This window comes from Synechococcus sp. CS-197 (genome assembly GCF_025128215.1).
Classification (GTDB): domain Bacteria; phylum Cyanobacteriota; class Cyanobacteriia; order PCC-6307; family Cyanobiaceae; genus Synechococcus_C.
Window position 1 is genome coordinate 218,516 of the sequence record NZ_JAHLZC010000020.1, and the last position, 18,704, is coordinate 237,219.

Here is an 18,704-nt window from a genome sequence, read left to right on the forward strand (position 1 = left end):
GGATGATCAGCCTGTGGGGAGGAGGGCGCGCATGGCGACCACGGTGTGTTTGGCCAGATCCACGGCGAGTGCATCGGTGGATGCTTCATACAGATCCATCGCGATCCGGGGCCAGATGCCAATCACCAGCGTTGGCACCAGCAGGGTGAGACCAATGACCAGCTCGCGAGGACGCATGTCCTCAACAAAAGCGAGGGCTGGAATCCGTGGACCGAAAAACACCCGACGGCACATCGACAGGAGGTAGATCGGCGTGAGAACCAGACCGATGGCTGCAAGCACGATCGTGGTGACTCTGAAGAGTGTGGTGAAACTCTCCTGGCTGGTGATGCCAAGAAACACGGTGATTTCACTGATGAATCCACTCATGCCCGGCAGGGCGAGGGAAGCCAGGGAGCTGGCGAGGAAGAAGGCAAACGTGATCGGTAGCACCTTGGCCAAGCCGCCCATATTCGGAATGGAGAGGGTTTTGGTGCGCTCGTAAAAACAGCCGGTGACGAAGAACATGGCCGCGGCAATCAGGCCATGGCTGATCATCTGCAGCATGGCGCCACTGATGCTGAGGGCATCGACGGCACCGATGCCCAGCAGCACAAACCCCATGTGGCTCACCGAGCTGCAGGCGATTCTGCGCTTCACGTTGTCCTGCGCGAAGGCATTGAGAGCGCCGTACACAATGTTGACGATGCCGAGGACGATCAGAGCCGGAGCCATCACGAGGTGGGCATCCGGAAGCATCTGAACGTTGAACCGGAGCAAGGCGTAACCACCCATCTTGAGGAGAACGCCGGCAAGGAGCATGGACACCGGAGCATTGGCCTCACCGTGGGCATCCGGAAGCCAGGTATGAAGCGGGAACATCGGCAGCTTGACCCCGAAGCCCACGAGGAATCCGAGGTAGCAAAGCAAGCCAAAACTTCCACCCGGTGAGCGCTGTGCGAGCTCGTTGAGATTGAGGGTGAAGCTGTCTCCTGAGAGGGCCAGTGCCAGCCCGCTGATCAGGATCAGCAACGACGCAAGTGCGGTGTAAAGGATGAACTTTGTCGCGGCGTACTGACGGTTCTGCCCACCCCAGATGGCAATCAGCAGGTAAACCGGGACCAGCTCCAGCTCCCAGGCCAGGAAGAAGAGCAGGAAATCCTGGGACAGAAACACCAGGCCCTGAGCCGAGGCCTGAACCAGGAGCAGGCCGAAGTAAAGACGTGATTTATGGGTGACATTCCAGCTGGCTACCACCGAGAGCAAGGTGACCAGTCCACTGAGAACCACAAGCGGAGCAGAGAGTCCGTCGGCCGCGAGGGACCATTCCAGGCCGATGGACGGAAGCCAGCTGACCCTTTCGACCAGTTGGAGCTCGCTACTGAGCGGATCAAACTGCTGGCTGAACACAACCAGCATCAGCACGAGGTCGACAAGCAAGACCCCGATGGCCAGGTTGCGTGGCACCGGTGAAGGGGATTGGTCGTCGCCAGGTAACAGAGGCATGACCAATGCCGCCGCCGCTGGCAGCAACACGATCAGGGACAGCCAGGGGAAGCCCGCGTCGGACGCAGCCGTCAGAGGCAGATTGGCGTCCATAGCGTCCACAACATTGAGACTGAACTTATCAGTTCCAAGGGTGCTGTTGAGTACAACTACCCAGCATCCCAGGGTTGCCAGTGGCTTCTGGTGGTCTGCAGGTTCAGCAGGGGGGCGCGGCTGGCGACGCCCACCGACTCCCAGGCTCGGACCATGGCCTGGCTGATGCCGGGGCCTTTGTCTTCTGAGCAAAGCGCAAGGATGCTGGGTCCTGCTCCACTGATGGCACAACCCCAGGCCCCGGCCTCGAGGGCGGCCTGGCGCACCTCCTGCCCGCCTTTGATCAAGCGCCAGCGGTAGGGCTCATGCAGCCGATCATGCATGCCATCGGCGATCAGATCGCCATTGCCTGTGCGCAGGCCCTGAAGGAGCAGGGTGAGCGCACCAAGATTCACCACCGCATCGCCTACAGGGACCGTTTTCGGCATGGCCCTCCGGGCTTCACTGGTGCTCAAGCGGATGGCAGGGATCGCCACCACGGCCTTGACGCTGTGCATCCATTCGCAACGCACCACCCGCCAGCGCTGTGATGCCGCCTTGGCGGTCATGCAAAGGCCCCCGAGCAGGGATGGCACCACATTGTCGGGATGCCCCTCAATGTCGATGGCCAATTCCAGCAATTTCTCTTTGCTCAAAGGTTCTCCCACCAAGGCATTGGCTCCCACCAGCCCGGCAACGATGGCTGTGGCACTGCTCCCGAGGCCACGGGCTGGCGGAACCGCCAGCCGCACCCTGGCTTCGAGCGCAACAGGCTCCTCTCCAGCTGCTTTCCAGACGCGCTGTGCGGCGCGGTAGACCAGGTTTTCGGCGCCGCCACGGAGATGGGAGCCCTCTTGCCCTTCGATGATCAGTTCGAAGCGTTCACCATCCCCCTCGATGCGCCGCATGGTGAAGCGGTTGTTCAGGTCGAGGGCTGCACCGAGACAGTCGAAGCCTGGTCCGATATTGGCTGTGGTGGCTGGAACATCCACCACAACGGTCTGGCCTATGCGTGGCTGCGCCATCGCTGATGCTCTGCTCAGGCCAGTGTCCCACCCGACTCCGCCAGATCACGCGCTCTGCAGGCCGCACTGAACAATCCCGCTTCCTGATCAGTCACCGCCCGGATGGTGAGACTCTCGATCAGAGGCCTGAAGCGTCCTTTGCGGCGCAGAGGCTCGAGAAACTGCGAGGAGCGCAGGCCATCGATGACCTTCTCCGCTGTGCCACCGCCGATCCAGAGTCCACCAGTGCAGAGCTCCTGAAGGGCCAGATCCCCTGCGGCAGAGCCATACGCTCCCAGCCATAGCGTCATCGCGGCCTGGGCCAGAGGATCCCCTGATGCGGCGGCCCGACTGGTGTGGGCTGGCAGGTCTTCATGATCCGGGTGCTCTGCTGGCAGCGTCGTCCAGGCTTTCGCCTTGCCTTGCAAGGGGTGATCGCTGTGCTCCTGCGCGGAGAGCAGCCAACACATCACGTGGCCAAGTCCCGTGCCGCTGACCACCCGTTCGATGGACAGCCGATCGAGATCGAGAGTGCTGCGCATCCACTGGGCCAGGTGCCATTCGTCTTCGGTTCGCGCTGCGAATTCGCGGTGACCTCCCTCGCTGGGCAAGGCCTGCCAGCCTCTGGCTGCCGGAAGGCCGCGGGCCATTCCCAGGCCAGTGCCTGCACCGAGAATGGCGACGGCCCCGCCGTCTTGGCCGGCTGCTGCTGGCGCGTCTCGGCCGCTTCCGGTCTGCAGCACCACCTGCTGTGACGCACTGAAGTGGGGCAGGCCATGGATGAGCACAGCAAAGTCGTTGACCAGCTCCAGGCGTTGCAGCCCTGTGGCTTTGCACAGCGAGGCCTCACTCATGCTCCAGGGGAGGTTCGTGAGCTTTGCCGTGCCGTTCTGCACCGGTCCGGCCACGGCGATGCAGCTGGTTTCCGGTTTGGAGAGACCTTGAGGCAACGTCTTGAGGAAATCGCCAAGCATCGACTCCAGGTCGCTCCACTCCGCCGAGACGTAGCGATGGGAGTGAATCTTGTTCAGCCCCTCCTCGGATTCGCTGTAAAGGGCCAGAAGGGTCTTGGTGCCTCCGAGATCACCGGCCAAAAATGTTTTGGCTGCCATGGGATGGGGTCTGGCATCGATCCCAAGGGTGGAGATCGAGCTGTCGAAAGGCAAGCAATCCAGGCGACATTCCCGGCGGGTTGCAGTCGCTACCGCTGTGCTTCGCTGCCTGCTGCAGGGAAGAAGTCCAGGGGAAGCGGTCCCCAGGTGGTGCTGGGCTGGCTCTCGTCCTCACCATGCCCAGTGATCAGGATTCCCTGGCCGAGGCCGTGTTCAATGCGGATGCGCACTGATCCACCTTGTTGGTTCGCTTTGAGGAAGACAGGACCGTCTTCATCGGTGCCGTCAACAACTGCCATGGGATCCCATCCCTGGCTTGTTTCCAGCGCCCTGAGGGCCGCGAGGGCTTGTTTGGCAGAGGGGGCCATCACGCCGACGGTGAACCAGCTGGCATTGGTCATGGCCTCACGCAGCTCGGACCGCAGGCGGGCGGAAGCGTCTTCGCTGAGCGCTGGAGCACCGCGCAGGCGGGCCAGATCGGAGAGGGAGGAGATCGGAGAATCGCCCATCAGTTCAGCTCCAGTCCTGCGGCACGTTGGCTGTTGGCGTTTTGAGCGGCGCGGAGCAGATCGGCCACAGCGACCACACCAAGATCACCATCCCTGCGGCTGCGCAGACTCACGGCGTTCTGCTCGGCTTCCTTGGCACCGATCACCGCCAACACGGGGATCTTCATCTGCTCCCCGGTGCGGATCAACTTGCCGAGCCGGTCGCCGCTGCGATCGATGGTGGCCCGCACGCCCGCCTGGGTGAGCTGGTCGAGCAGGCTTTCGGCGTAGGGCTGTACCTCATCGGTGACCGGCAGAAGTCGCACCTGCTCCGGGGCCAGCCAGAGGGGGTAATCGCCGGCGTAGTTCTCGGTCATGATCCCGAAGAACCGTTCCAGCGAGCCGAAGATGGCCCGGTGGATCATGATCGGGCGCTGCTTGCTGCCATCAGCCGCGATGTAGTCGAGCTTGAACCGCTCCGGCAGGTTGAAATCGAGCTGGATGGTGGAGCACTGCCACATCCGGCCGATGGCGTCTTCAATCTTGAGGTCGATCTTGGGGCCGTAGAAAGCACCGCCACCTTCATCGATCTTGTAAGCCCAGCCCTTGCGTTCCAGCGCTTCGATCAGGCCTTTGGTGGCCAGGTCCCAGACGGCGTCATCGCCGATGGACTTCTCCGGGCGGGTGGAGAGGTTGATCTCGTAGGTGTTGAAATCGAAGGTGGAGAGGATCCTCTCGGTGAGATCGAGAATTTTCAGGATCTCGTCGCTGATCTGCTCGGGCAGGCAGAACACGTGGGCGTCGTCTTGGGTGAAGCCGCGCACACGCATCAAGCCGTGCATCACACCCGGCCGCTCGTAGCGGTACACGGTTCCCAGTTCGGCCCAACGGATCGGCAGTTCCCTGTAGCTGCGCAGCTTGCTGGCGTAGGTGAGCACGTGGAACGGGCAGTTCATCGGCTTGAGCTGGTACTCCCGCTCGTCCACCTCCATCGGGCCGAACATGCTCTCGGCGTAGAAATCGAGGTGGCCGGAGGTCTTCCAGAGGCTGATATCGGCCACGTGGGGCGTGTAGAGCAGCTCGTAGCCCCCTTCGAAGTGGGCCTGGCGCCAGAACTCCTCGATCAACAGACGCATGCGGGCGCCGCGAGGGTGCCAGAACACCAGGCCGGCGCCGGCTTCATCCTCGATCGAGAACAGATCAAGGTCTTTGCCGATGCGGCGATGATCCCTGCGCAGGGCCTCTTCCTTGCGGCGTTTGTGCTCGGCCAGTTGCTCGGCGGTTTCCCAAGCCGTGCCGTAGATCCGCTGCAACTGGGCTTTGGTTTCATCACCGCGCCAGTAGGCCCCCGCCACGCTCTCCAGCTCAAAAGCCTTGGCGTTGAGCTGGCCGGTGTTCTCCACGTGGGGGCCGGCGCAGAGGTCCCACCAGTCCTCTCCGAGGGTGTAGAGGGTGATGGGCTCCTGGAGGCCTTCAAGGATCTCGAGCTTGTAGGGCTCGTTCTGGGCTTTGATTTTTTCCTCGGCTTCGCTACGGCTCACCTCGACCCGTTCCAGAGGCAGCTTTTTGTTGATGATCTTGATCATCCCTTTTTTGATGGCCTTCAGATCCGCCTCGGTAAAGGGCTCCGGATTGTCGAAGTCGTAATAGAACCCGGATTCCGTCCAGGGGCCGATGGTGACGCGAGCGTTGGGGAAGAGCTGTTGCACCGCCATGGCCATCACATGGCTCATGGAGTGGCGGATCCTGAGCAGTTGCTCGTTTTCGCTGGTTTTGGGCAGCACCACTGGGCTGGGGGAGGCTGAAGTCGTTGCTGCCGCGCTGCTCACCGTCTGCTGATCGTGATTCGCCATCCTATGGGGGTGCTGCCCAAAACCCTGGATGAAACCGGACCGGGACCCTGAAGCTGATGCCCTGCTGGAGACCCTGCTGGATTCATTGCTGAAGGATTTCAATCACTGGTTCCGTCGCGGAGAGGAGTTGCTTGAGGTCTGCCCCGACGTCGTGATGGATGGGGCCGCTCGTGAGGCCATGGCGGCTCGGCTGACGGAGGGCCTCCGTGCGATCGAGGCAACACGCGCGCTCGTCAATGCCAGTCCTGAGGCGATGGCCGTGTCGATGGAGGCCATGGCGCCCTGGCACCAGCTGGTGATGGAGGTTTGGGCTCTGGCCGCTCAGGTGAGCAGGGCCTCGCGATGAGTCGTGCTTCAGGCCATCGACGCACTGGTTGGATCAGCTTGGGGGTGCTTACAGCCCTTGCGCTGCGTGCCCGGGGCGTGCCCCTGCTGTTGCCAGGGTGCCCTCTGCGAACGCTCACGGGGATTCCCTGTCCCACTTGTTTTCTCACCCGTTCAGCTCTGGCGACGCTGCACGGTGACCTCGGTGAAGCTCTGGAACTTCATCTTTTCGGCCCGCCGCTGGTGCTGGGCCTTGGCTGGTTCGGATTGCGGCAGGGGGTTCTGGGCAGGGAACTGCCAAAACTGCAGAGCTCGGGCTGGCGCATGCTCCTCGCGATCGGGGCAGGACTCGGTTTGTACTGGGTCCTGCGTCTGACGCTCTGGTTTGTTTTGGATGTTCCCCTGCCGGCTTGATCGGCGTCAGGTGCCCTGGCGCAGCTCGAGCAGATTGCTTTCGTAGAAGGCTAGGAGTTCAGCGTGGCTCTTCACCGGTTGGCCATAGGCACTGAGCCCTGCATGGGTGGGAAAGGAGGCCCACTCCGGTGCCAGACGGTTCATGGCGGTTCGGGTCAAGCCATGGCGGTCAACCTCCTGCAGGGCGCCGCGCTTGTTCACCAAGTGCAGAGCCGCCTGGTCTTGATGGTTGGGAGCGAAGCTGGGAAGGTTGAGGCTTCGGGCCGTTTCCTGCCAGGTGCTGGGCAGGAACTGGTAAGCGCCCGCGGCCGCGCTGGTGTAGCGCTTCACGACGACCCGTTCGGGATGACGGGATAGATCCTGAAAAAGCCCGCCTCCGTAGAGGGTGCGATAGCCAAGGTCATGGCCGTCCTTCCAGGTTCCTTCGGCGTAGCGGATGGTGTTGAGAAGGGCCCTGCGCTCGGGAGTGATGGTGTACGGAGTGGCTTTGAGATCCTTTGAGCGCTCTCTCCGATCTTGGCTGCGAAGCGCCTCGGCCACGACTTGGGCCTGATCCACCCGCGTCGCGGCGCGTTCAGCCTGGATGCCCGTCCCCAGCGTCATCACCAGACCCACGCTGAGGGCTCCCATGCCAAGAACCTTGGCTCTGGGGGTCTTGAGCGCGTGAATCAGCGTGACGGTTTGACGAAGCAAGTGGGCAACACTCCAAACGTTTCGAAGCGTCACCCTCGTCAATGGGAAGGGGCTCTGACGAGAGGAACCTCCCCCCTCTTGACGACGTGAGCGGTGTATGCCTGAGCACAAAGACTTAGGTAAAGATTGCCGCGAGACCCGTGAGACTCCTGTTACGCACTGGCAAGCCCCTGTGGCGAGGGTGCTGGCGTGTTCCGAGGCTCTCAGGAAGCTCTAATCATTAGGGAAGCTTTTTAATTGCTTCATCATTGATCAGCTCGCCGTGAGAAAGCCCAGGGCGGCGCGAACCCTTTGCGCGCTGGCATCAGCAACGGCGCTGGCCCGCTCTCGGCCGGTTTCCAAAACCGCGAGGAGCTGACCCCGGTCTGCCATCAAGTCTTGATAGCGCTTCTGGATCGGCTCGAGGGCTGCCACGGTGGCCTCCGCAAGCAGGGGTTTGAATTGACCCCAACCCATCGCTGCGCACTCCGTGGCCGCGGCTTCACGTCCCTTGCCGCTCAGCAGCGCATAAAGACCGAGGAGATTGTCTGTCTCCGGCCGCTCTGGGTTGCCGAACTCGAGACCGCGTTCTGGGTCAGTCTTGGCCCGTTTGATCTTTTTAGTGATCAGTTCCGGAGGGTCGAGCAGGGTGATGCGGCTTCCCTCGTTTGGGTCGCTCTTGCTCATCTTGCTGCGACCGTCGGTGAGGCTCATCACCCGAGCGCCATCCTTGAGGATCAACGGTTTGGGAACCTTCAGGATCGGGGCATCCTCGCTCCCGAACCGGGCATTGATGCGCTGCTGGGCGATGTCACGGGCGAGCTCGAGATGCTGTTTCTGGTCCTCTCCGACGGGGACGAGGTCCGCGTCATACAGAAGGATGTCAGCAGCCATGAGCACTGGGTAATCCAGGAGGCCCACGGACACGTTGTCACCCTGTTTCACAGCCTTCTCTTTGAACTGGATCATGCGTTCCAGCCAGTTGAGGGGGGTGACGCAGTTCAGCAACCAGCACAGTTCGCTGTGGGCCGAGACCTGGCTCTGCACAAAGATTGTGCAGAGTTCAGGATCGAGCCCGCAGGCCAGGTAAAGAGCCGCCGTTGTGAGGGTGTCCTCCGCGAGGCGCTGCGGGTCGTGGGGCACGGTTACCGCGTGCAGATCCACCACACAGAAAAACGTGTCGTGGTCATGCTGCAGATCCACCCAGTTTCGGATTGCTCCGAGCCAGTTCCCTAGGTGCAGGGCCCCGGTTGGCTGGACGCCAGAAAGAACGCGTGGCCGGCCCATCGATCAGGCTCCGGGATCGCTGGTTGGGGCCGCTTCAGCTGCAGCTTGTTCGCTCTCTGCTGCTGCCTGTTCCGCAGACGCCGGCTCAACATCAGCGTCTGCACTGGTTTCGGGCGTGGGCTCGGGTTCCGGCGCAGGTGGCTGGGGCTTGGCGGGTCGTGCGAAGGGGTCAGGCCTGGAGCTGCGTCCTCCTTCGCCGCGGCTCTCGCCACGACGACCGCCGCGATCATCATCCCGGCGACCGCCGCCGCGGTTGCCCTGGGCGCGTTGCTGGGCGACCAGCTCGTCAAGCTTTCCATCCTCGAGCATTTGCCCAAGGGTGCGGACGGCAAAGCCGAGCACAGCCACGGTGGAGCGCAGATTGAGGGCTTCTTGGAGCGCCCGAGCGGAGCGCATCTCGTTGTCGCTCAACCTGATCCTGAAGCCGCCACCCTCTCTGTTACCGGGGCCACGGCCACCTCGGGCGCCACGACCGCCCTCGCGGCCGCCTTCACCTGGTCCGCCCTGTTGGCGGGAATCGCTGTAGGAATCAGTCATGGCCTGGGGCCTGGAGTCAGGCGCAAGTGTGACGCATCACCGCAAACCCGCGAGTTTGGTGGGGAGCTTCCTCAGCTGTTTCAACCCTTGGCTCAAGCTTTCGCTCAACCGTGGGTTCCCCGAAAGGTGATCTGCTGTTCGGCGTAATCGCGCGGCTCCAGGTGGATGGTGCAGCGCACCGGTCCAAAGCGGGTCTCCAGCCGCTCCTCAACCTGTTCGGTGATGCGATGGGCTGCGGCCAGGTCATCCACATCCACCACCATGTGCATGTCGATGAAGACACGCTGACCCAGGACTCCCCGGCTCGCGATGTCATGGCAGTTCAGCACTCCCGGAACATCCATGGCCTGAGCATGGATGGCTTCGGGGGCAATGGCGATGTGATCGACCAGCCAGGGCAGGTTGTCCCGCAGAACATGCCAGCACACACGGATCAGGATGATGGCCAGGGGCATGGCCAGGGCCAGATCCAGCCAATTCACTTGGAAGATCCAAGCGCCAGTGAGCCCAACCAGCACGATCACGGTGGTCCAGATGTCGCTGGTGGTGTGATTGGCATCAGCCAGCAGCAGCTGACTGTTGAGCTTGCGACCTTGCCGGCGTTCGTAGCGGGCCAGAACCACATTGAGAACGAGCACCAGGAGCAGCAACAGCAGCTCGGAGCCTTCGATCTTCAACCGGGGTAAACCCTCCAGGATGCGCTGGCCAGCGGTGATCAGGATTTCGATCGCCGTGAAGAAGATGAAACCAGCAATCGCCAGGGCACCGATTCCTTCATATTTATCGTGTCCGTAGGGATGATCCCGGTCCGGCCTCGGATCAGACAAGCTGTTGGTGATCAGGGCCAAAAGGCTGGACAGCGCATCCGTGGCGCTGTGCATGGCATCGGCGATCACGGCCAGAGATCCGCTGATCAACCCCACCACAAGTTTCAGGGCGGTCATGCAGAGGTTGATGGACAAGGCCACCATCAGCACCCGCTTCACCTCATCTCGGCGGTCGCTGGCCATCGACAGCAATGTCTTGCACTTTCACCATATGGAGTGGTGCCCGTCCTGGCCGCGAACGAGGGTCGGATTGCCTGCTGCACGATTGCAGGCTGGTCATCAAGGTGTGCCGAAGGCAGCAGAGTGAGCTAGGAAAGCCGGGTTCGTGGACCCGATGTGCAGTTTCCGGTTCAATCGATCCGCAACCTGGTTGGCTCCGGTTGGTCTCTCTCCCCTCGCCTTGCGGGGCGTCTGGCTCTCTCCGCCGGCGTTCTCAGCGCAGGGCACTGGCTGCTCACGGATGTGGCACACATTCCTGGCGGGGGGATGGGCGTCGTCGCTGCTGGTGCAGGCCTTTGGTGGCTGTCCCGTCCGCTGAAGGCCCCGGCCTTCAAAGAACCTGAATCGCTGAAGGCCTGGGTTCAACGGTGCGAACAGGTGCTGGGCCAGTTCGCCGAACTCGAAACGGTGCTTGGGCTGCCTGAACTGCGCGCTGCCAGAGCAGCGGAGCTGCAAAAGAGGCTGGCTTTTGATGATCCGCTCAGTCTTGGGGTGGTGGCCACGGATGGCACTCCCCTGCCGTCGACTGAGCAATTGCAGTCCGCGCTGGCCGGGGTGAGCAACCTTGATCTCTGTATCGGACGGCCTCTCCCCGTTGTCGGCACGACCTGGAGCTGGCCAGACGATCTGCAGCGACTCGATGTTCTCCTGCACGTATTGCCCCTGCCCTTGCGGGCGGCTGATCTGCTCTGGCTCGAGCAGCTGCCTGTTGATCGTCCTGTCTGGTTGCTGCTCGCGGCGGAGTCATCCACTCCCGAGCAGATTCAGGCCTTGATCTGTCAGCTTCCAGAGCGCTGGCATTCGCGGCTTCTCCCCTGGGAAGGAACCGCCGCAACCTTGCGACCTGTGCTTCAGCCTGTGCGGCGTCAGCTTGATGATCCGCAACGGGTTCGGCAGAGCACACGCCAGAGGCTGCTGCGTGATCTGCATCGCCAGTGGCAGGCCGAGCTGGAAGGGTTCCGTCGCGAACGGTTTCGGACTTTGCTTCAGCGCAGCCAGTGGATTGTGGCCGGTGTGGTGGCTGCGTCACCGGTGCCCAGTGTCGATCTTTTGGCGGTCGCGGTTGGCAACGGCTTGATGGTCAAAGAAATGGCCAAGATCTGGAGTTGTCCCTGGAGTCAGGACGTGCTGCAAGCGGTGGTTCGTCAGCTCGGTAGCGCCGCGTTGGCCCAGGGGGTTGTGGAGTGGAGCGGCCAGGCACTGCTTGGACTGGCCAAGCTTGATGGGGCGAGCTGGCTGGCAGCTGGCGCAGTTCAAGCGTTGAGTGCGGCCTACCTCACCCGTGTGGTGGGAGCGTCGATGGCCGACTGGATGGCTCTCAATGCCGGTGTTGCTGAGCCTGATCTTGAGGAGCTCAAGCGTCAGGCGCCATTGCTGGTGGCCCGTGCGGCAGAGCGTGAACGTCTGGACCTTTCCGGTTTTGCCGACCAGGCGCGTGACTGGATCCGAACACGGAACGATTGGATCACCACGTGAGTTCAAACAACTTCATGACGTTTTCATGAAGTTGTTATGAATTAATGCTGCAAGATGACTCGAATCATGTGATGTCGTGTTTCCTGATCAGCAACTCCATAGTCTTAATGGCGAATCCAGGCTTTCTCTGAACGTTCGGATTCCAAACCGTACTCTTTTGTTTTATGGCTACCGCAATTCGCAGCGGTCGCATCGGCGGCTGGGAACGCTTTTGTCAGTGGGTCACCGACACCAATAACCGCATTTATGTGGGTTGGTTCGGTGTGCTGATGATTCCCTGTCTGCTCGCTGCTACCACCTGCTTCATCGTTGCTTTCATCGCAGCGCCCGCCGTCGATATCGACGGCATTCGTGAGCCCGTCGCTGGCTCTCTGATCTACGGCAACAACATCATCTCCGGTGCTGTTGTGCCCTCCTCGAACGCCATCGGCCTTCACTTCTATCCCATCTGGGAAGCTGCTTCCCTCGATGAATGGCTGTACAACGGCGGTCCTTACCAGCTGGTTGTCTTCCACTTCCTGATCGGTATTTCCGCCTACATGGGGCGCCAGTGGGAACTCTCCTACCGCCTCGGCATGCGCCCCTGGATCTGCGTTGCCTACAGCGCTCCGCTGTCGGCTGCCTTCGCTGTGTTCCTGGTGTACCCCTTTGGTCAGGGTTCTTTCTCTGACGGCATGCCCCTCGGCATCTCCGGCACCTTCAACTTCATGCTGGTGTTCCAGGCAGAGCACAACATCCTGATGCATCCCTTCCACATGCTTGGTGTGGCTGGTGTGTTCGGTGGCTCCCTGTTCTCCGCCATGCACGGCTCCCTGGTGACTTCCTCCCTGGTGCGTGAAACCACCGAGGCTGAATCGCAGAACTACGGCTACAAGTTCGGCCAGGAGGAAGAGACCTACAACATCGTGGCTGCCCACGGTTACTTCGGTCGCCTGATCTTCCAATACGCCTCCTTCAACAACAGCCGCAGCCTTCACTTCTTCCTGGCTGCCTGGCCTGTGGTCGGCATCTGGTTCACCTCCATGGGCATCAGCACCATGGCGTTCAACCTGAATGGTTTCAACTTCAACCAGTCGGTTCTGGATGCGCAGGGCCGCGTCCTGAACACCTGGGCTGATGTGCTGAACCGCGCCAACCTCGGAATGGAAGTGATGCACGAGCGCAACGCTCACAACTTCCCCCTCGACCTGGCTGCGACTGAGTCCACTCCTGTGGCTCTGCAAGCACCCACCATCGGCTGAGGCTGAAGTCTCCAAAAGATTCAGCGTCAGTTGAATCGGAAAGCCCTCACCAATCGGTGGGGGCTTTTTATTGATCGCCCTCCGTCACTGTCTATTGAGGCGAAATTGGAACGATCTTCAATTCTTCTCGCCACGCCTCAAGAGGCTTTTCCCAGGCCTCTTCAAATTTGCAAGCGGGAATGCACTCAACACCTTGCTGTCCCATGCAAATTCCTTTTGTGGCACTGTCCAACCATGCTTCGTAGCATCCGTCATTGAGCAGGGCGTGATACAGAAAAGCCGGTATCAGCATCAATGACACCGGGCTGCGCCATTGAGCCATCCCAAACCCCAACACACCCAATTCACCCTCGAGAGATACGTCGAACCCTGTCAGCACGTGCAGGATGTCGTGGGTCTCGCGCATTCGATGACTGACGTACTCCAACGGTGATGTAATTGGATTTGGATCGTTGATTTTGTTGAGAGTCAGTCCAGCCCGCTGTAAGTGGGAGCCGTAGTGGTACCCAAGGGAGTGATTTGGCATGGACAGGAGCTGGTCCAATGTGATGGTTTTTGGCCTCCAACCTTCGTCGATCAGTGCTTTCATGCGAGGAAGAGCTGCGACGTATCCGAGCTCTTTGGGTAATCCGTAGGTCGTTTTGAGAAGTTCGTAGAGGCGGATCGCGCTGTTGACATCCTGGCCACGTGTGTCGACATAATTGGCAACTGCCTGGAGCTTGGTTAAGGTCAATTCGTTAAAAGTGTCTCCTAGGTTCATCGTCTTTAGTTTGGCGAGTCTGTTGATATGATTTTAACATCCTCCTGCCTGAATAGCTGTTATAATAGATGGTAAATATCTGCTTGTTCAGTGAAGACAGTGGCTTGTCAGTGTGGGTCTGTGCGGCTCGAGTTGGATGATTTAGACATTCTTGGTTCGGTTCTTTGTGGTTGTTCAGAATGTCGTCTTGTTAATACTATTCTGCATGGCCTTGGGGGGCCAGTTGTAACCTCTTGCTTGCGTGCTGTTTATTTAAAGGCTGGGCATTTTCGTATTGTGGAGACATCCTCTGAACCGTGTGCCCGCAGGCTGCGTCTTTCTGCTAGGTCGACGACGCGTCGGCTCTTTTGTGCGCGATGCCGCTCGGTTATCGCGATGCGCCATGCCATGTATGCAGAGAGTGTTTTCGCGCTTCCAGTTGATCTTGTGCGAAGTGATTTTGAGATCGATTGTTCTCCTCAGGCCTACGTTGGAATGATTGATTTTGACCAGGATTTTGGTTTGATTGACGATGCTTTGCCGCTCTTTCATAGCTTTCGTTATCAGCAGGAGCTTCGGCGTTTTCTCTCTATTGCAAGATTTTCTGAGATCGTCTCTCTGCATCCTCATGGCTCGAGACATCCCATTGATGATGAGCTGAATCGATTGCCTGTGATGGATTTGGACCATGGTTTGCAAGAGCATGAACTCGTTCAACCTTCTTGCCTTGGTTAGCGTTGATCGTTTGATGTCGCCCCCTCTCATCCGTAGCCCTGGGTTTTTTTCACTTTTGCTTGCCTACTCGGCACCATTTCTCAACACCAGTTTGGTGACTGTTGCAGTGCCTGATCTTTCCTTGGCCTTTGCAGCTTCATCCGCTGATCTGCTTTGGATTGTCAACATATCTGCAGGTGTTGGTGGCGTGCTGGTGTTGATTTTCGGCCCTCTCGCCGATCAGCTGCAGGCGAAGCATCTTTTCAGAATTGGTCTTTGGTGGCTGTCGGGATCCACGCTGCTATCGATGGTGGCCTGGTCGTTGCCTGCTCTGGTGCTGGCCCGGGCATTGGCCGGCATTGGTGCCGCCATGGTCCTTCCCAGTTCTTATGCATTGGGCATGCAGGTTGCAACCCGTGAGCGGACAGCTCATGCTGTTGCAATGTTTTCGGCTGCTTCGACGGCAGGGTTTGTCTTTGGCCCTGTGTTATCCGCTTTGCTTCTGACCAGCTTCAGTTGGCGAGGGTCATTTTTGCCTGTGCTTCTTTGCACTGGATGCAGTGCATTGATGTTGTTCAAGACATCATTGCCAGAGTATAAAGTTACTCGCACGCTCATAGATTCTCTCCGTGTCTTCGACTGGCTTGGGGTGGGGCTTCTCTTTGCTCTGTCAGGAACAGGTCTTCGGTTGATTCAGGCATTGATTTCCCTGGATTGGCTGTTAGTGCTGTTATGCTTTTCCGCTATTGTATTGATTGTTTATTGGTTGTTGAATCATCTCAAGAAGGTGGCTAACCCTGTAATTTCACTCTCTGTGATGATTCAACCGGGCTTTCTGTGGTCCGTTGGATTGCTTGTTATGGCTCAGCTCGTTTATTCTGGTTATGTCTACCTGACCCCTCAACTGCTGCAGTTGGCTAAGGATACTAGTTCTGGAACTATTGGCTTTCTCCTGTTTTGTGTTGCAATTGCTGGTGTCGTTGTTTCTTTTTTTACGCCTAATTTGGCCCGACGTGTTGGTGAGCGTCGACTGATGTTGTGCAGTCTTCTAGTTGTGCTTTTGGCTTTAGTCCTTCTTGGGTTACTGGCAGCGTTTCCTCCGGTAAAGGGATTCATGCTGATGTTTTCATTGGTTAGTTTATTGCTCTGTTTTTTCTCCCCTACTACTGTCTTGATGACTGCTCATATGGTCCATTCTTTTTCTGACGATCTTCGCTCGACGGCCTCGGCTGTCTTGGCTTCTGTGATTCGTTATGGATATATTGTGGGTTCACTCGTTGTCGCTGCTATCACGCAGGCTGTGTATCAATACCAGTTGCGGCCTCTTGTTTCGAGTCTCGACTCTCAAGACCGTTCGATTCTGTTAGGTTCTTTAGGTAGTGCTATCTCTCATCAGAATTCTCTCGTTTCATCAGTCCACGTTGGTCTGATTGAAGCAGCCATTCGCGCATTCTCTGATGGATATGCCGTTGCATGTGCAGCGTTGGCTCTGCTTCTTGCTCTTGTAATAGTATTCTTCTATTTTTGTTTTTCTCCACGTTTTATTGGGGGAAAGTAATGTTTCACATTCTTGCTGTTCTCTTTGGTACTCAACGTCTTGTATCTCATCGTTGGGTGTTCCTGTGGATGGGATTGATTCTTTTCTTGCTCCCCTTGGCGATCTGGCTTTTTGTTGCTTACCGAGGCGGTGACTCGTTGTTTGGTCCCAGGCTTGGTCTCTTTGCACTTCTATTTTCCGCAGCGATTTGTGTGGCTTTGGCGCGCAGCCTGTTAGCCCAAATTTCAAAGTATCGTTTGGTGTTCTGGCCAGTTGTTCCTCAGGTTCTTTTCCTCTTCACATTAATTCTTTTAGTCATTGAGATTCTAGATGGGATGACCGCTGTTTTGACAGCGCCATGGGGTATTTTCTTTGGTCTGGCATTGCTTTTCTCAGGTGTTCTTGCTTTTTCTGGGATTTTCCTGGGTCAGCGATATGATCGTTTTTTGTTATTTGCAGGTATTTATAATATTGCGGCTGGCCTTGTTTTGCTCCTTCCTTGGCCTTTATTGAACACCCTAGATGTTGATTTCATTGCCTCAATTGTATTGCTGCGTATTGCCTTGGCATTTGTTGTGGCTTTTTCGTATTTTGGCTCGAGACGTTGTTTTAATGAGTCTGACTCGTTGATGAAGTCTGGCTCTATTTGTAGGGATGATTCGTTAATTAACTCCAAGGATGTCACTTTGTTGTTTTGGCTCCCCTACGCTAACTTGACCAGGGCTTTGAAGATACCGCTGATTGCGCGCTATTGGATGTCTTTATCTCGACCCTCTGGAATGATCTCCGTCGGACATGTTGTCTTCCAAGCCGGGGATTCTCTTTATGCCAGCATCTACCCAAAAATCAATCCGATTGAGGGTTCTCACTCACGTGGTTTGATGAGTCGTCTAAGACGAGCGTGCAATGCCCAGTCGGACCCGATTCCTGGCTTCTGGGCTATGCCCTCCCGTGACTATGAATGTTTCGGAGAGCCCACATATCGTCTCGATTTTCCACTGGTCAATCAAGACGCCCTACTAAAACGTTGGTCGCGTTACGACAATCCTCCTGATTACCACTTGGTTCGTCGGAATTGTGCATTGACATCGATCGAATTACTGGAATCGTCTTTGTCGGGTTGCTTTAGTGATCGCCCCTTTTTCTCTACCTTGATCAGGTTGTTGTTCAACGTTTCATTCTGGGAGATGGTGCATGCTCATGATCGAGCCTGGTCAACTCTATGGTCCCCCGGCATGGCTTTGGATTACGCCACGGCAGCCTCTTCATTGGTTCGTCGGTTTTGAAGAGGCAATGAATTTTTCTGGGTACTGAGCCATGTGTCTGATCAGATCGATGCATTTGCAGCTGTAGGCCCACTCGTTGTCGTACCAGGCCACCAGTTTCATGAAGCGGTCATTCAGCGCCATTCCCGCTCCCGCATCGAACACCGACGTGCAGCTTTCGCCCAGCAGATCGTTGGAGACGATCGGATCTTCGGTATAGCCAAGGATGCCCGAAAGACCATTCTGTGAGGCTTGTTTGATCGTCTGCTTCAGGTTTTCGTAGCTTGTCGGTTGGTCCAGATTCACCGTGAGATCGACCACGGATACATCCGGAGTCGGAACTCGGAAGGCCATGCCGGTGAGCTTTCCATTCAGTTCAGGGATCACGCGTCCCACCGCTTTGGCGGCTCCCGTGGAGCTGGGAATGATGCTCTGGCCCGCTCCCCGTCCACCACGCCAGTCTTTGAGCGAAGGACTGTCCACTGGTTTCTGTGTTGCTGTGGTGGCATGCACCGTGGTCATCAGACCGCTGACGATTCCGAAGTTGTCGTGCACCACCTTGGCCAGAGGGGCCAAGCAATTGGTCGTGCAGCTGGCATTGGACACAATCGACTGCCCTGCGTAGCTGGTGTGGTTCACACCCATCACAAACATCGGCGTGTCGTCTTTGGAGGGGGCACTCATCACCACGCGCTTAGCGCCGGCATCCAGGTGAGCCTGTGCCAGTGGGCCAGTGAGAAAGAAGCCTGTGCTCTCGAGCACATAATCCGCGCCGATCTCGTTCCAGCGGAGCTGACTCGGATCTCTTTCAGCGGTGATCCGGATCCGTTGGCCATTCACCACAAGCGCCCCGTCCTCGACGCGGATCTCACCTTGAAATTGCCGATGGGTGGAGTCGTAACGCAGCAGATAGGCCAGGTAGTCGACAGCGATCAGGTCATTGACGCCCACAACCTCCACATCCGGGCAGGCCATGGCCTGACGAAAGGCGAGCCGACCAATGCGGCCGAAACCGTTAATACCGATGCGGATGGTCATGGCGCGCAGGAAAGCAGATCCTTCCTGGCTTATAGGGAGCTCACGCTCACTTGAACGCTGCCGTTGCGCAGATCAGCACAGGTCGCTTCAGGGGAGGCGATCTGCGCCATTCATCAGTGGGCCTTATCCATCCCATTGCTGATGCTCGTGGCGTTCGGCTTCCGCATCGGGTTGTCAAGCCGCAAAGTTCCTTTACATTGTCGGAGTCGGATCGCCGACTTTCTTTACCGCTGAAGGGTTTTCCCTGACGCTTTCTCCCCCGTTCTCATGACCACCACCATTCAGCAGCGCTCCGGCGCCAATGGCTGGCAGTCCTTCTGCGAGTGGGTCACCTCCACCAACAACCGCCTGTATGTGGGCTGGTTCGGTGTGCTGATGATCCCCACCCTGCTGGCTGCCA

18 protein-coding genes and 1 pseudogene are annotated in these 18,704 nt (G+C 58.4%); 8 read left to right on the forward strand and 11 right to left on the reverse strand.

What is annotated here, in order from left to right:
- Positions 1-6 precede the first annotated feature (6 nt).
- From KQ296_RS10120 to thrS, 5 genes are all read right to left on the reverse strand, one after another.
- Entirely contained in the window at positions 7-1,578 is a 1,572-nt protein-coding gene (locus KQ296_RS10120) for an NAD(P)H-quinone oxidoreductase subunit 4 (protein WP_011932681.1), read from the reverse strand.
- 56 nt (positions 1,579-1,634) lie between these two features.
- A complete protein-coding gene (gene thrB / locus KQ296_RS10125) occupies positions 1,635-2,582 on the reverse strand; it encodes a homoserine kinase (protein ID WP_259726468.1) in 948 nt (315 codons plus the stop codon).
- Between the two features lie 14 nt (positions 2,583-2,596).
- Positions 2,597-3,673, reverse strand: coding sequence for a glucokinase (locus KQ296_RS10130; protein ID WP_011932683.1), 1,077 nt, complete (start codon positions 3,671-3,673; stop codon positions 2,597-2,599).
- 89 nt (positions 3,674-3,762) lie between these two features.
- A complete protein-coding gene (locus KQ296_RS10135) occupies positions 3,763-4,182 on the reverse strand; it encodes a DUF1824 family protein (RefSeq protein WP_011932684.1) in 420 nt (139 codons plus the stop codon).
- Entirely contained in the window at positions 4,182-6,014 is a 1,833-nt protein-coding gene (thrS, locus tag KQ296_RS10140) for a threonine--tRNA ligase (RefSeq protein ID WP_011932685.1), read from the reverse strand. Before thrS ends, KQ296_RS10135 begins: the two co-directional genes overlap by 1 nt.
- A gap of 28 nt (positions 6,015-6,042) precedes the next feature.
- On the opposite strand from thrS, the gene KQ296_RS10145 reads away from it, so the two are divergent.
- Together KQ296_RS10145 and KQ296_RS10150 are read left to right on the forward strand one after the other, a co-directional pair.
- Complete coding sequence (locus KQ296_RS10145; RefSeq protein ID WP_011932686.1) at positions 6,043-6,360, forward strand: DUF2605 domain-containing protein; 318 nt, start codon at positions 6,043-6,045, stop codon at positions 6,358-6,360.
- Positions 6,357-6,752 carry a DUF2752 domain-containing protein gene (locus tag KQ296_RS10150; RefSeq protein ID WP_011932687.1) on the forward strand — a complete coding sequence of 132 codons (396 nt, stop codon included), beginning with the start codon at positions 6,357-6,359 and terminating at the stop codon, positions 6,750-6,752. The genes KQ296_RS10145 and KQ296_RS10150 overlap by 4 nt, the downstream gene beginning before the upstream one ends.
- Before the next feature lie 6 nt (positions 6,753-6,758).
- Here the strand turns inward: KQ296_RS10150 and KQ296_RS10155 are convergent, their stop codons facing one another.
- From KQ296_RS10155 to KQ296_RS10170, 4 genes are all read right to left on the reverse strand, one after another.
- Positions 6,759-7,382 carry a glycoside hydrolase family protein gene (locus KQ296_RS10155; protein ID WP_011932688.1) on the reverse strand — a complete coding sequence of 208 codons (624 nt, stop codon included), beginning with the start codon at positions 7,380-7,382 and terminating at the stop codon, positions 6,759-6,761.
- Positions 7,383-7,697: 315 nt separating this feature from the next.
- Positions 7,698-8,711 (reverse strand): tryptophan--tRNA ligase, encoded by a 1,014-nt coding sequence (trpS, locus tag KQ296_RS10160; RefSeq protein WP_011932689.1) that lies wholly within the window; start codon positions 8,709-8,711, stop codon positions 7,698-7,700.
- Between the two features lie 3 nt (positions 8,712-8,714).
- Complete coding sequence (locus tag KQ296_RS10165) at positions 8,715-9,248, reverse strand: hypothetical protein (RefSeq protein ID WP_011932690.1); 534 nt, start codon at positions 9,246-9,248, stop codon at positions 8,715-8,717.
- 104 nt (positions 9,249-9,352) lie between these two features.
- Positions 9,353-10,258, reverse strand: a complete 906-nt coding sequence (locus KQ296_RS10170) for a cation diffusion facilitator family transporter (RefSeq protein WP_011932691.1) — start codon at positions 10,256-10,258, stop codon at positions 9,353-9,355.
- 153 nt (positions 10,259-10,411) lie between these two features.
- Between KQ296_RS10170 and KQ296_RS10175 the strand changes: the two genes are divergently transcribed.
- Entirely contained in the window at positions 10,412-11,770 is a 1,359-nt protein-coding gene (locus KQ296_RS10175; RefSeq protein ID WP_011932692.1) for a YcjF family protein, read from the forward strand.
- Between the two features lie 164 nt (positions 11,771-11,934).
- Positions 11,935-13,011 (forward strand): photosystem II q(b) protein, encoded by a 1,077-nt coding sequence (gene psbA, locus KQ296_RS10180; protein WP_011932693.1) that lies wholly within the window; start codon positions 11,935-11,937, stop codon positions 13,009-13,011.
- Between the two features lie 91 nt (positions 13,012-13,102).
- On the opposite strand, the gene KQ296_RS10185 is transcribed toward psbA, so the two are convergent.
- Positions 13,103-13,744, reverse strand: a complete 642-nt coding sequence (locus KQ296_RS10185) for a Coq4 family protein (protein ID WP_259726469.1) — start codon at positions 13,742-13,744, stop codon at positions 13,103-13,105.
- 402 nt (positions 13,745-14,146) lie between these two features.
- Between KQ296_RS10185 and KQ296_RS10190 the strand changes: the two genes are divergently transcribed.
- From KQ296_RS10190 to KQ296_RS10200, 3 genes are all read left to right on the forward strand, one after another.
- Positions 14,147-14,485, forward strand: a complete 339-nt coding sequence (locus KQ296_RS10190) for a hypothetical protein (protein ID WP_041428420.1) — start codon at positions 14,147-14,149, stop codon at positions 14,483-14,485.
- On the forward strand, positions 14,454-16,022 hold the full coding sequence (locus tag KQ296_RS10195) for an MFS transporter (protein WP_259726470.1): 1,569 nt from the start codon (positions 14,454-14,456) through the stop codon (positions 16,020-16,022). Before KQ296_RS10190 ends, KQ296_RS10195 begins: the two co-directional genes overlap by 32 nt.
- A 95-nt stretch (positions 16,023-16,117) precedes the next feature.
- Positions 16,118-17,287, forward strand: coding sequence for a hypothetical protein (locus KQ296_RS10200; RefSeq protein ID WP_259726471.1), 1,170 nt, complete (start codon positions 16,118-16,120; stop codon positions 17,285-17,287).
- Here KQ296_RS10200 and gap read toward each other — a convergent pair.
- On the reverse strand, positions 17,267-18,304 hold the full coding sequence (gene gap, locus KQ296_RS10205; protein WP_011932698.1) for a type I glyceraldehyde-3-phosphate dehydrogenase: 1,038 nt from the start codon (positions 18,302-18,304) through the stop codon (positions 17,267-17,269). The two genes, KQ296_RS10200 and gap, sit on opposite strands and share 21 nt — an antisense overlap.
- Before the next feature lie 267 nt (positions 18,305-18,571).
- Here gap and KQ296_RS10210 point away from each other — a divergent pair.
- A pseudogene (locus KQ296_RS10210) lies at positions 18,572-18,704 on the forward strand (photosystem II q(b) protein); the annotation flags it as partial.

Excerpts from the sequence above, each read along its gene's own strand:
- KQ296_RS10165 (WP_011932690.1), bottom strand. The coding sequence starts at position 9,248 with ATGACTGATTCCTACAGCGATTCCCGCCAACAGGGCGGACCAGGTGAA.
- thrB (WP_259726468.1), bottom strand. The coding sequence starts at position 2,582 with ATGGCGCAGCCACGCATAGGCCAGACCGTTGTGGTGGATGTTCCAGCC.
- KQ296_RS10130 (WP_011932683.1), bottom strand. The coding sequence starts at position 3,673 with ATGGCAGCCAAAACATTTTTGGCCGGTGATCTCGGAGGCACCAAGACC.
- KQ296_RS10150 (WP_011932687.1), top strand. The coding sequence starts at position 6,357 with ATGAGTCGTGCTTCAGGCCATCGACGCACTGGTTGGATCAGCTTGGGG.
- thrS (WP_011932685.1), bottom strand. The coding sequence starts at position 6,014 with ATGGCGAATCACGATCAGCAGACGGTGAGCAGCGCGGCAGCAACGACT.
- KQ296_RS10135 (WP_011932684.1), bottom strand. The coding sequence starts at position 4,182 with ATGGGCGATTCTCCGATCTCCTCCCTCTCCGATCTGGCCCGCCTGCGC.
- KQ296_RS10190 (WP_041428420.1), top strand. The coding sequence starts at position 14,147 with ATGCGCCATGCCATGTATGCAGAGAGTGTTTTCGCGCTTCCAGTTGAT.
- trpS (WP_011932689.1), bottom strand. The coding sequence starts at position 8,711 with ATGGGCCGGCCACGCGTTCTTTCTGGCGTCCAGCCAACCGGGGCCCTG.
- KQ296_RS10170 (WP_011932691.1), bottom strand. The coding sequence starts at position 10,258 with ATGGCCAGCGACCGCCGAGATGAGGTGAAGCGGGTGCTGATGGTGGCC.
- gap (WP_011932698.1), bottom strand. The coding sequence starts at position 18,304 with ATGACCATCCGCATCGGTATTAACGGTTTCGGCCGCATTGGTCGGCTC.
- KQ296_RS10120 (WP_011932681.1), bottom strand. The coding sequence starts at position 1,578 with ATGGACGCCAATCTGCCTCTGACGGCTGCGTCCGACGCGGGCTTCCCC.
- KQ296_RS10155 (WP_011932688.1), bottom strand. The coding sequence starts at position 7,382 with ATGGGAGCCCTCAGCGTGGGTCTGGTGATGACGCTGGGGACGGGCATC.
- KQ296_RS10195 (WP_259726470.1), top strand. The coding sequence starts at position 14,454 with ATGAACTCGTTCAACCTTCTTGCCTTGGTTAGCGTTGATCGTTTGATG.
- psbA (WP_011932693.1), top strand. The coding sequence starts at position 11,935 with ATGGCTACCGCAATTCGCAGCGGTCGCATCGGCGGCTGGGAACGCTTT.
- KQ296_RS10145 (WP_011932686.1), top strand. The coding sequence starts at position 6,043 with ATGAAACCGGACCGGGACCCTGAAGCTGATGCCCTGCTGGAGACCCTG.